The sequence below is a fragment of the Paracoccus gahaiensis genome, assembly GCF_005048225.1.
Taxonomy (GTDB): domain Bacteria; phylum Pseudomonadota; class Alphaproteobacteria; order Rhodobacterales; family Rhodobacteraceae; genus Paracoccus; species Paracoccus gahaiensis.
The window spans coordinates 1-10,865 of record NZ_SUNI01000046.1; the positions used below are offsets into that span (position 1 = coordinate 1).

Below are 10,865 nucleotides of genomic sequence, written 5' to 3' on the forward strand. Positions count from 1 at the left end.
ACCAGCACCTAACCTTGAAATCATTCAGGCCGGTGGGACTGCCCTCCAGACGGGCATGCCCGTCTTCCGTTCAGCCCAACCGGCCAAGGTGGTTGTCGGCACCGGCCAAGATGGTTGTCGCTGAACATACCCCAACCCGACAGGGAACCGGCACCTTCTAGGCCCTGTCAGAAACGCGACGAAGATACCCACCGACATGGGACTTTGCCAATGAGGCACGGAAGCTGATCGGGGACCGGGAAACCGGGGCAGGTGTGAAGCCTGTGGGACAGCGGCTGGCCTCCGTCACAGGGCATCGCGTGGATACGGATCGAGGAAGCCGAAGGTCTGTCCCCTGTATATCGGGGGGACAGTAGCGGGGGCCGGTTATTGCCTTCAGCTCAAGCACTCTCCAACCCGCAAACACACGCAGTCACTGAGGTTGCACGGCGCTTGCGCACGTCGGCAGGCGGAACATGCAGGACAGACACACCACATCGGCTGTGAACTGCACCAAACTCTCATCATAAACTATTGATTTACAACCAATATCGCCTAGCAATTGCTTGCGGTTTGCCGAATGTTGCAGTCGTTCATCATCGACACATGAGAACCATTCGCAACTGCTTGATTTATCCCCCTGATTATTTTAATGTTATATCATAACATAAAAGGCCTGCCATGTCTCACACTCGCCAGTATCTGCCTGCCGGATCGTCCGTCCCAATCGAGGACGTGAAGATGCGCGCCCGTGTAGATGGCGACTTCGAGGACATGGACATTCAGCGGCTGGCCGACACGGCGGCTGCTGAGATCGAGGCGCATTGCGGGCTGGCGCTCTTGGGGCAGGTTGTGACCGTCACCCTGCAAGCGTGGTGCAAGCGCATCCCCCTGGCAATTGGTCCGTTCTGGCCCGAGGGGTTGGCCGACCATCCCGTGACTGTCGAACTGCTGGACGAGGCAGGCAACATCACCCCGCACCCGGCAGGCTGGTGGATCACCCCCGGCAGGTATCCAGTGCTGAACCTCACTGCATCGGTGCATGGCGCTGCTCTGCGCATCCGCTATCCCGCAGGCTATGGCACTAGGACTGACAGCATCCCGCCCGACCTACAGCTGGCCATCGCTGACCATGCGGCCATGCTGTATGACGCACGCGGCTTCGATGACGAGATGCCGCAAGGGCTGTCGATGGCAGCGGCCCGCATCGCTGCCCGGCATCGTCGAGTTGCCATATGATCGAAGCGACGGGCAAGCCACGTGGACGACCCCGCAAGGATGGCCTGCCTAGCGGCTCACAGGCTGCGCGTGAGGCCGACAAGCGCGGGGCAAGGGGGCGACACCCGAAGGCAGCCAAGGCGGCTGTGCGGCCCGCTGCGGGGCGGAATGGTCCCAATGCCGCCGTTTCTGCCGCTGCTCAGGACCGTGTGGTGAATGTTGCTTGCGCGCGTTCTGACGACCTGGCCGAAAATACCCTCGATTTCATCCGGTCCCTGCGCATTCCCGAAGGGCCTTTGAACGGGCAATGCTTCTCCCTGGCGCCCTTTCAGGAACAGTTTGTGCGGGGCGTTCTGGACCCTGACGTGATGACGGCAATCATGTCCGTGGGAAGGGGTCAGGGGAAATCCATGCTCTCGGCAGCGATGGCGCTGGCGCACGTGATGGGCGTGTCTGATCCCCAACCCCGGCGTCAGGTGATTGTGGCAGCCCGCGTGAAGGAACAGGCCCGCATCGCTTGGGAATACGTCCAGGCAATTGTTCAGCTGCTGCCCGAGGAAGAACAGGCGCTGTTCACCTTCCGGCAGGCTCCCCGGCTGGAAATCAGCTACGAGGGCAACGGCGGCGGGATGATCCGGGCGGTTGCGGCGGATGCCAAGAACCTTCTTGGACTTTCACCCACGCTCATCATCGAAGACGAATTTGGACACTGGCACCCGGATAAGGGGATGCAGCTGCACGCTGCGCTGGAAACATCGGCGGGCAAGCGGCGGGCAAAGATGGTTATCATCTCGACCTCGGCCAGCGACGATCAGCACCCCCTGTCGCAGATCCTCGATACCCCGCCCCCGCACAGCTTCATTATCGAATGTCGCGCCCCTCTGGGAATGCCTGCCGACGATCTGGACGGCATCAAGGCAGCGAACCCCGGATCTGAGCATGGCATCGGCCCGTCTCTGCAATGGCTCCAGGAACAGGCCCGCGTGGCGATCCAGCGGGGCGGGCAGGCGCTCACGGGCTTCAGATTATACTCGCTCAATCAGCGAATTTCTGACGTGGGCAAGGCGCAGCTGCTGACGGCTGACGAATGGCAGGCTTGCGAGGTTGGCAACGACGAACTGCCCCCGCGTGAGGGTGAGTGCATCGTGGGCATAGACCTTGGCCTGTCCCGCTCCATGTCTGCGGTGGCCCTGTATTGGCCTCTCACGGGCAGGTTGGAGGTTCAGGGGGCATTCCCTCACAAACCCGGCCTTGCCGACCGTGGCGAGGCTGATGGCGTCAAGGACCGCTATGTGCGGATGCACGACCGGGGCGAACTGATCGTGACCGGCGACAGCACGGTTCAGGCTGGCCCTTGGCTGCGGATGGTCTGGGACGAACTGGTGCGGGATGCTGACGTTCGGGCGCTGACCTGTGACCGATACCGGCAGGCCGAATTGCTGGACGCGCTGGCAGCTGCGGGCATCCGCGCCCCTGTCGTGTTTCGGGGCCAAGGCTTCCGCGACGGCGGGCAGGACGTGGAAGGCTTCCGCAAGGCTGTCTTTGACGGCGAGGTGCGCACTGTCCCGTCCCTGCTGATGCGCAGCGCGGCGGCAGATGCCCTTGTCGTTGTCGATGACGCCATGAACGCCAAGCTGACGAAAGCCCGCTCCCTGGGGCGCATCGACGCTGTGTCGGCATCTATTCTGGCGGTGGCCGAGGGGCAGCGGCGCAAGTCGGCACCCAAGCGGAAAGTGAGGGCGGAATGGCTCTGATCCGCGATCATCACCGGCACAGCAAGCGAGTGACCTCGACAAAACGCTGGCAGGTTCTGCGCCACATGGTGCTGGAACGCGACAAATGGGCTTGCGTGGACTGCGGACAGACCCGTGGGCGGCTGGAAATCGACCATGTGCAGCCCGTGCGCACCCGCCCGGATCTGGCCTTTGATCCGGCCAACTGCGCCACCCGCTGCCCTTCCTGCCACACCAAGAAAACTAGGATCGAGTGCGGACACCCGCCCCCGGTTCAGTCGCCTGCGCGTGATGCGTGGGCACAAGCTGTTGCCGACCTGGCGACATCCCCCAACCCGGCAACATGAGGTATCACCATGCTGGACTCTGTTAAAATCCAACGTCGCCAATCCGAGATCCGCCAGAACCTTTCGGAACTGGTGGGCAAGGAAAGCCCGACGACCGACGAAACCCGCTCGATGGAAAGCCTCGATGCGGAATACCGTCAGAACGAAATCCGCTATCGCGCGGCCCTGACTGCCGAAGATAGCGAACGGCGCGAAGCCGGGGCCGATCTGGAAACCCGCACCGACCGCCAATATGCCGAGCTGGTCGCGGGCTTCGAGCTGCGCCAGATCGTCCTGGCACTGGACGAGGGCAAATCGCTGTCGGGCCAGACTGCCGAGGTTGTGCAGGAAATGCGCAATGCGGGCGGCTATCGCGGCATCCCGGTTCCGCTGGCGGCGCTGGAACTGCGCAACACCGTGTCAGCTGACGTGCCGAACCCCGTGCAAACCCGCCCGATCATCGACCGCCTGTTCCCGGCATCTGTGGCCGCGCGTCTCGGCATTCAGACCGTCAACATCACGCAAGGCAGCGTGGAATGGCCCGTGGCGACTGCCGGCGCGATTGCCGGATGGGCACCGACCGAAGGCGCGAACGTGCCCGGCCCGAACCCGTTTCAAACGGCCGAGCGGATGCTGGTCCCCGATCACACCCTAGGCGCTCACATGCGCATCACCCGCAAGGCGCTGAAACAGGCTGGCGAAGGTCTGGAACAGGCTATCCGCCGCGACATGAACGGCGCCATCGGTGCTGAACTGGATCGCGCTGTTCTGATGGGCACGGGCGCCAATGGTCAGCCTCTGGGCATCGTGCCTGGCGCGGCAACCTATGGCATCACCTCGACCGCCATTGCCGCTGCCGCATCCTGGGCAGCGTTCCGCGCTGAAATCGTCGCGTTCATGCAGGCGAACCAGATCACCGGGGCCTCGGGCGTGAATGTCGCCTTTGACCCTGAAATCTGGTCCGAACTGGACGACACGCTGATTGCCGGTTCCGCTGTCTCGGAATGGGACCGCATGGTGAAGCACGTTCCGGCGGGCAACATCGCCCTGGCGAACCAGCTGGACGCGGGCACGGCGATCCTGACCACCTCGGCAGGCGGCATCCCCCCGGCCTTCCTGGGCATCTGGGGCGGTCTGGACATGATCCGCGATCCCTACACCGATGCGCAGAATGGCGGTCTGCGGCTCACTGGCCTGCTGACGGCTGACGTGACCGTGGCGCGCGGTTCGCAGATCCGCATCCTGACCGGCATCGGGGCAGTCTAATGCTGTGGGGCGGTAATCTCGGGGCGCTGGAAATCCGGGCCGAGGGCGGGGCTACCCGTCTTGTGGCGCGGTTCCCCTATGGTGCTGAGACTGAGCTTGCACCGGGGCGGCGTGAGGTTATCGCCCCTCGGGCCTTTGCCGATCGCATCGCGGCAGGCGAGGAAATCCACCTTCTCAGCCAGCACGACTATGCCAAGCCCCTCGCCTCCACGGCGGCGGGCACCCTGTCCCTGCGCGATACTGACGATGCGCTTGAAATCCGGGCCGATCTGGACGGCGGCACATCATGGGCTGCTGACTTCCTGGCCGCTCACCGGGCGGGCCTGGTCAAAGGACTTAGCCCCGGCTTCCGCGTCAATGATGGCGGCGAACGGATTGAACGGCGGGCCGAAGGCATGTTGCGCACCGTGACCCGCGCGGCCCTGTTTGAGATTTCTGCGGTGACACGGCCTGCCTATCCCTTGGCGCAGATCGAGGCGCGGGCATGGGAAACGCACCAGGACCGGCAACCGTATCGGGGCATGGTCAATCCCCTGAACCGTTGGAGGGCGTGACATGGGCCTGATGTCATATTTCACCCGGAAAACTGACCTTGTTTCCAACAGGAACGAGGTTGAAACCCGCGCCATCGCCCCCGGCTATACGGCGGCGATCATGGCAGCGCGTGAAAGCTGGATTTCCGGCGCATCGAACATGGGCGAATTGACGGCAGCTGTTCAGACCAGCGTTGGCTTGTGGGAGGGCTGTCTAAGCCTCTCGGACGTGTCGGGCACCGACATGCTGTCCCGGCGTGACATGGCCCTTGCTGGCCGCGCTCTGGCGCTCCGTGGCGAGGCTCTGTTCCTGATCCGCGACCGGCTGGTGCCTGCGATTGATTGGGACATCTCGACCCGCAACGGCACCCCGCGGGCTTATCGGCTGATGATCCCCGAGGCGGGCGGCGGGCGGGCTGAAACCGTCCTGGCCCCCGAGGTTCTGCACTTCCGCATCGGCTGCGACACGGCGACCCCGTGGGTCGGATCTGGACCCCTGCGCCGCGCGCCCCTCTCGGCGCAGCTGCTGCATGAATTGGAAACGGCGCTGCGAGATACCTTCCGCGACAGTCCGCTCGGGAGCTTGATCGTTCCCGTCCCCGAAGGCTCTGCCGACGACATGGACGCGCTGCGCTCCGGCTTCCGTGGCCGTCGCGGCGCAACGCTGGTGATCGAGGGCGTGGCGCAATCCGTCGCGGCAGGGATGCACCCGCAGCTTGGCAAGTCACCGGACCAGCTGTCACCGGATCTGCAAAAGACCTTGGCCGACACGTTGCTGGCCGATGCCAAAGACGCTGTTTTCGGCGCGTTCGGCGTCCTGCCCGGCCTGATGAACCGTAGCACGACCGGCCCCCTCGTGAGAGAGGCACAGCGCCACCTTGCACAGATCGTGCTGCAACCGGTTGCAAATCTTATGGCCGAGGAATGCACCGAAAAGCTGGGCAGCAAGGTGGCGATTGACGTGGTGCGACCGGCTCAAGCCTTTGACCACGGCGGCAAGACGCGTGCCCTGGGAACGATGCTCAAGGCTCTGGCCGAGGCGAAGGCGGCGGGGCTGGACGACAAGACCGTGGCCGATGCGCTGAACTTTATAGATTGGGCAGACTGATGGAAAAGACGTTCCAGGTTGGCGACACCGTGCGGCTGAAAAGCGGCGGGCCTGTGATGACCTACGAAGGCGCGGGGGCCTATTCCGGCGCGATCTGCTCATGGTTTGACGGCGGAAAGCTGGTTCGTGAGGGCTTCACCCTGGCAACGCTGGAAGCCGCCCCACTGGCCCGTTGACGAGTTAGGGCCGGGATGCGCCCTGCGGCTGATCTGACCGTGAAGCATCTGGGATTAGACGGTGAGTGCCCGGTTTTCATGGACCTAAACCCCGTCATGGCGCGGCCCTCAGTCCTTTCGTAGGGGGCGCGGCGCAGGTTGTCACGGCGCACACCGGGGGCAACCAACGCGGCACGAGCAAGTGCCATACCCCGCGTTTGGGGAAGCTGTCACGCGGGACGCTGGCAGCAAAGGGGCCTCGGCATCGAGATGATGCCGGGGCCTTTGCGTGGCTTTCTGTTACGGAGATGCAGATGCCGGAGACTATCGCTGAAACCGGAGGCTGTCGAACTTGACCATTCCGTCTAGAGCTTGGGCTTTGCCTTTCCCTTGCTCGCTGAACCTCTGTGCCGCTGCCCGGATGCCGGTAAAAATCTCGTTCATTCCGTGACCGTAGATGCAATGCGAACAAAAGCTGGAGAAGGCCCATGTGGAGATTAAATTTCCAACCCGTTAATCAGTTTAGTTCTCACTAGAACGCTTAGAAGCTTCTCGCTGTACGAACGATCCCAAAAAGGCTCCGAGCGTCAGTTTCGCTAAATCAAAGAATTGTGCATTCGCAAGACCTAGAAGTGCTAAGAAAATTGTTAGAAAAATTGTGGCGAGAGGTAGCCCGGTTAATCCCATCTTAGTGAAAGTTCCCGTCGCCCCAGATAGTGAACTCAGTCTTATGAATTGGGTTACAGCTGCTTCATTTCCTGAAGAAATAGCTGGCCCAAGGACAGGGTAATCATGTGGTGCTATTACATATGACGTTACGGCCCCGGATGAAGTTAGTAGACGGATGCCAATTGTGGCGCAAATAATTCCAGACATCAGGCTAAGAAAAGGGGGGAGGAAATGTGACGTGATCCGTCCGAAGAAGTTGTAGATGTCTCGCTGAGAAATTTCAGGAATGGCCGACGCATTTTCTGGACCGTATGTATTCGGAATTTCAATTAACATACCAAAATCCGCCAATCTGTATAGCATAAATGCTGTAAATAAAAAAAGTATGAGCGCAGTGAAAATAAAAATAAGGCCACTAGAGAGGAAATAGCTTCTGTAACGGAATGCTACGTAGTCTGCATCCTGAGAAGCTTGAGGAGCGTCAACTCCATTTTCGGCACTATCACCATTTCTATTGGTCATACTTTACTCCGGCAGTAGTGCCTTTGCTCAGTTTGGTAGTAAAGGTATCTTGGAGCCTCCGCGTTCGATATGTCAATGTCGTCTAGGGGCATGTCCCATATCTAATGCGCTCTCCTCCCCACAACCCCCGGCTGATCCCCGCCCTTCCCCCTCTCCGCCGCATAAGACTCGTTACGGGCCGGTAGGCAGGTCGGAGGTTGAGTGGAAGAGCTTTCTTCAGGTGACAAGACCGTCCTTCAGGCCGACGCGATCGCCCACCAATGGCTTTAGCTCAAAATCTGGAGAAGCTGGCTCAAAAGGATGAGGTTCCTCTTTTCGTTCCAGATCGTTACATCAGTTCCATAAAGGGTTCTAGCTTTCGTTTCATGAGTTCTACCTAGGCAAGGAACGATCACCGCGCTATCGTTCAAACGGGGTTCATAAACGGTGGAACGATGGAAACTAAACTGACGCTCAGCCGGGCCGCCGACCTGTCCGGCCACAACAAATCTAAGATCCATCGGGCTATACAGAAGGGCGCTCTATCGGCCTCACAGCCTGCGCCAGGTGAGCAATACGAGATTGAGCGCAGCGAGTTCGAAAGGGTGTTCCCGCCAAAAGAGTGGCCGAGCTTGAACGAGGTTCCGGAACGGCCTCAGGACACCCGTTCAGCGGGTCGTTTGGAAACGGGGTTCGATGAGCGTTCCTCAATCCTCGCGGTGAAGCTGGAGGCGACGGAGGCACGGTTGGCTGAGCTTCAGGAGGCACTGACGCGGGAACGGGATCGAGCTGACCGTTTCGAAGATGAGCGCCAACGCCTCCTAGAAGCGCCCCGCACCGAGGTCGAACGTGAGCGGGCTGAGCGTGAGCGTGAGCGCCAGGAGGCTGATCGGCGGGACCAGGAACGGCGAGACGAGGCGGAACGCCTTAGAAACGAGCTGGAACGATCCCGGCAGGAACAGGACCGGCTGGCCCGTGAGGCTGACGAGCTTCGGCAAGCGCTGTTGAAACCTCAGAGCCTATGGGCACGGCTAACCGGCAGGTGATTGCCCTTTGGCTCGGCTAGAAAAGTGGTTGCGCAAGCTGGCAGTTTAGATCGTAGCCCAGCCATACGACTTCATCGAGGGGGTAGCCGATGCTTCCTGCCTGCTCGTTCCACAAACCCGGCTTCTCCTCGTCGGTCATTAAATTATCTACCCGGCCAGTTCCGGTGAGGCGGTCCACTTTAAGCCGAGAAACTTTACCATGTCGCTGTGAATAGCCAATAATTGACTTAGGACTGTTGATAAAGATACCGTAAAAGGTCGACATTCCAGTGTGAGAGGTATGGACGGCCTCACCTTCGGCTGAACCTAAGTTAATAGTTATTGTTTCGACTTGCTCATCTAATTGGTTTTGCACCTCACAGCGCAGGTGGATAACTTCGCTTGCGTGTAGAGCTGTTGAGGCGCTAAGCAGGGTGAGGACAATAATTGCCTGACGGATCATTCCAGCACCTCACCTGTCACCGGGTCATAGAGCCGCCGCGTTGCAGGCAGATCCGCATCCATACCGGGCAGAGCGGGCTGAGAGACCGGCGGCAGGCCATCACCAGAAGGAAGCTGCTGTTCACCGGGAAGCTGTGTCGGAACCTGCTTCAAAGGTGTGTCCTGGCCGATGAGGTGCTCTTTCCCCTTCTGTTCGCGCTCAGACAGCACGAGGGTGGCGGACATGAGGCTGCGCCGTATGCCATCACGCGACCCATGCCACGCCACCCGGTCATTGACGACATAGGCGTTGACAGTCCCGCTTTCGCCCACCTGCCAGATCTCAATCCAGTTCTCATCCCTCAAGATGTTCAGAGCACGCTGCACTGTGGGACGTGAGACGCCAGTGGCGTCCTGGAGTTCGCGCTGTGAGATAACCACGGCGTTATTGTCACCCATGCGAGCTGTGAGGATGTGCATGACGGCAGCTGCTTTCGGTGCACGGATGATGAGCTGTGCCCATTCCTCGTGCGCTGCCCGTTCGGTCTGAACCCATGTCCCGCGCAACTTTCTCACTGGTAGCTGTCTGGTCATTTCTTTTCCTGCCCCATTTGATGCAGCCCTGTTCACGAGCTTTCCAATTTCGGAACTACACGTTCCATATCTGCACGTCTACAAACTTTCAAATTCTGAAAGCTGGTGATGCACCCTGCCTCTTCCAGATGATGCAGGGGTGCATCATCCAGATGATGCAGGGGTGTCTAAAAAGTTGTTCTAAAACAGAAGCTTATTTTTCGCCTTCTTATGATCTACAGGTGAGAACCGGGCCGGGCCGTGTCGGGCGAAGCAGCCCGCCAGGGAGCAAGCGCCGACCGGCGCGGACTGGCCCGGTTTTTACCTGTCTGCGAGGTTTCAGCTTGGGCTTACGGTTGCTGGACGCGGCACGGCTGCCGTGAGAGCGACGTGGGAATGGGGATGATCAGGCAAGAAGGGGAAAGGGTTATCCACAATCGGCTGGAGATACCCCTGCCTGTAGGGAGATCCGAAGGCTAGACAGGAGCCATGAAGACTTGGACCCGCAAGAAGACCTTCGAGCCTGAATTTGAGGATTGGACCGTCCTGCGAGATCGTTTGGTCGTCGGTCGTGTGTTCTGGGACGTAACCCAAGGCGGCGCACGGGCTGAGGTCTGGCGCTGGTCGGTGATCACGATGCCAAGCAGAACTGGCTACTGCGAGACGCTGGAAGGCGCGCTGGAGCAAGTCAAAGCCCATGCGACGGATCGGTGGGGACATCAGCCATATCGTTGGCCGTGAACCTGGACGATGCCGGGCAACGAAAGAAAAAGAACAAAGCGGGTGCACTTGATTTCCGAATCACCGCACGTTATGTGTCAAGCACCAAATTTGCACCATATCTGGTGCGAGGGTGGCAAGGCTTGATTGTGGGATAGTCCGAAAACGGATGAAGCCCGCCCTGGTGGAACAGGAACGGGCTTCGATACGAACAAGGATCATTTTAATGCAGACAGCTACCGATGACAAGTCTGAGGCGGAGGTTAAGACCCCGTTCAGCATGCGTAACGTTCTGCTGTCAGCCAAATAGCCCCGCCATGCCCCCGCGTTTCGGGCGCGGTGCGGGGGCATTAATTCATCCGAAGCAGACCGGGCCTTGAACCGGACATATTCCACCAACCGCCCTAGCTTCTGACCACTGAGCGAAATCAGCGGAAGGGGATGCCGTAACCCCACACCAAAAAGCGGCAATGACGATCCGGGGATTACCCCTGTAGCGCGTCAACCATCTTGTCCTTGAGCGACAACCACGTTGGCCGGTTTTTGGGCGGTGGGGTTGGCGTTTTTCGAGGCTGTTTTCTGGTCAGCTTTCTCCTTCGTTGTGGTTGTCGGTGATGG

Annotated in this window: 12 protein-coding genes; 9 read left to right on the forward strand and 3 right to left on the reverse strand. The window is 60.1% G+C overall.

Annotated elements, in window-relative coordinates; all coding sequences use genetic code 11:
* Window positions 1-720: 720 nt before the first annotated feature.
* From FA743_RS19495 to FA743_RS19525, 7 genes are all read left to right on the forward strand, one after another.
* Entirely contained in the window at window positions 721-1,218 is a 498-nt protein-coding gene (locus FA743_RS19495) for a head-tail connector protein (protein WP_136887728.1), read from the forward strand.
* A gap of 191 nt (window positions 1,219-1,409) precedes the next feature.
* Window positions 1,410-2,951: a terminase large subunit domain-containing protein gene (locus FA743_RS19500; protein WP_246055068.1), complete on the forward strand. Its 1,542-nt coding sequence runs from the start codon at window positions 1,410-1,412 to the stop codon at window positions 2,949-2,951.
* The gene (locus FA743_RS19505; RefSeq protein ID WP_136887729.1) at window positions 2,942-3,277 is read left to right on the forward strand and encodes an HNH endonuclease; all 336 of its coding nucleotides are present in this window, start codon (window positions 2,942-2,944) and stop codon (window positions 3,275-3,277) included. Before FA743_RS19500 ends, FA743_RS19505 begins: the two co-directional genes overlap by 10 nt.
* A 9-nt stretch (window positions 3,278-3,286) precedes the next feature.
* Complete coding sequence (locus FA743_RS19510; RefSeq protein WP_136887730.1) at window positions 3,287-4,522, forward strand: phage major capsid protein; 1,236 nt, start codon at window positions 3,287-3,289, stop codon at window positions 4,520-4,522.
* Entirely contained in the window at window positions 4,522-5,076 is a 555-nt protein-coding gene (locus FA743_RS19515; RefSeq protein ID WP_136887731.1) for an HK97 family phage prohead protease, read from the forward strand. Before FA743_RS19510 ends, FA743_RS19515 begins: the two co-directional genes overlap by 1 nt.
* Before the next feature lies 1 nt (window position 5,077).
* Window positions 5,078-6,163, forward strand: a complete 1,086-nt coding sequence (locus FA743_RS19520) for a phage portal family protein (protein WP_136887732.1) — start codon at window positions 5,078-5,080, stop codon at window positions 6,161-6,163.
* Window positions 6,163-6,339 (forward strand): YodC family protein, encoded by a 177-nt coding sequence (locus FA743_RS19525; RefSeq protein WP_136887733.1) that lies wholly within the window; start codon window positions 6,163-6,165, stop codon window positions 6,337-6,339. Before FA743_RS19520 ends, FA743_RS19525 begins: the two co-directional genes overlap by 1 nt.
* Window positions 6,340-6,840: 501 nt before the next feature.
* On the opposite strand, the gene FA743_RS19530 is transcribed toward FA743_RS19525, so the two are convergent.
* Complete coding sequence (locus FA743_RS19530) at window positions 6,841-7,509, reverse strand: hypothetical protein (RefSeq protein WP_136887734.1); 669 nt, start codon at window positions 7,507-7,509, stop codon at window positions 6,841-6,843.
* Between the two features lie 434 nt (window positions 7,510-7,943).
* Here FA743_RS19530 and FA743_RS20390 point away from each other — a divergent pair, with 434 nt between their 5' ends.
* Window positions 7,944-8,534: a hypothetical protein gene (locus FA743_RS20390; protein ID WP_169308954.1), complete on the forward strand. Its 591-nt coding sequence runs from the start codon at window positions 7,944-7,946 to the stop codon at window positions 8,532-8,534.
* A gap of 16 nt (window positions 8,535-8,550) precedes the next feature.
* Here the strand turns inward: FA743_RS20390 and FA743_RS19535 are convergent, their stop codons facing one another.
* The gene (locus FA743_RS19535; RefSeq protein WP_136887735.1) at window positions 8,551-8,976 is read right to left on the reverse strand and encodes a hypothetical protein; all 426 of its coding nucleotides are present in this window, start codon (window positions 8,974-8,976) and stop codon (window positions 8,551-8,553) included.
* Window positions 8,973-9,548 (reverse strand): GntR family transcriptional regulator, encoded by a 576-nt coding sequence (locus tag FA743_RS19540; RefSeq protein WP_136887736.1) that lies wholly within the window; start codon window positions 9,546-9,548, stop codon window positions 8,973-8,975. Before FA743_RS19540 ends, FA743_RS19535 begins: the two co-directional genes overlap by 4 nt.
* Window positions 9,549-10,016: 468 nt before the next feature.
* Here FA743_RS19540 and FA743_RS19545 point away from each other — a divergent pair, with 468 nt between their 5' ends.
* The gene (locus tag FA743_RS19545) at window positions 10,017-10,268 is read left to right on the forward strand and encodes a hypothetical protein (protein ID WP_136887737.1); all 252 of its coding nucleotides are present in this window, start codon (window positions 10,017-10,019) and stop codon (window positions 10,266-10,268) included.
* The last annotated feature ends 597 nt before the right edge of the window (window positions 10,269-10,865 follow it).

Excerpts from the sequence above, each read along its gene's own strand:
- FA743_RS19540 (WP_136887736.1), bottom strand. The coding sequence starts at position 9,548 with ATGACCAGACAGCTACCAGTGAGAAAGTTGCGCGGGACATGGGTTCAG.
- FA743_RS19505 (WP_136887729.1), top strand. The coding sequence starts at position 2,942 with ATGGCTCTGATCCGCGATCATCACCGGCACAGCAAGCGAGTGACCTCG.
- FA743_RS19535 (WP_136887735.1), bottom strand. The coding sequence starts at position 8,976 with ATGATCCGTCAGGCAATTATTGTCCTCACCCTGCTTAGCGCCTCAACA.
- FA743_RS19520 (WP_136887732.1), top strand. The coding sequence starts at position 5,078 with ATGGGCCTGATGTCATATTTCACCCGGAAAACTGACCTTGTTTCCAAC.
- FA743_RS19495 (WP_136887728.1), top strand. The coding sequence starts at position 721 with ATGCGCGCCCGTGTAGATGGCGACTTCGAGGACATGGACATTCAGCGG.
- FA743_RS19515 (WP_136887731.1), top strand. The coding sequence starts at position 4,522 with ATGCTGTGGGGCGGTAATCTCGGGGCGCTGGAAATCCGGGCCGAGGGC.
- FA743_RS19530 (WP_136887734.1), bottom strand. The coding sequence starts at position 7,509 with ATGACCAATAGAAATGGTGATAGTGCCGAAAATGGAGTTGACGCTCCT.
- FA743_RS19510 (WP_136887730.1), top strand. The coding sequence starts at position 3,287 with ATGCTGGACTCTGTTAAAATCCAACGTCGCCAATCCGAGATCCGCCAG.
- FA743_RS20390 (WP_169308954.1), top strand. The coding sequence starts at position 7,944 with ATGGAAACTAAACTGACGCTCAGCCGGGCCGCCGACCTGTCCGGCCAC.
- FA743_RS19525 (WP_136887733.1), top strand. The coding sequence starts at position 6,163 with ATGGAAAAGACGTTCCAGGTTGGCGACACCGTGCGGCTGAAAAGCGGC.
- FA743_RS19545 (WP_136887737.1), top strand. The coding sequence starts at position 10,017 with ATGAAGACTTGGACCCGCAAGAAGACCTTCGAGCCTGAATTTGAGGAT.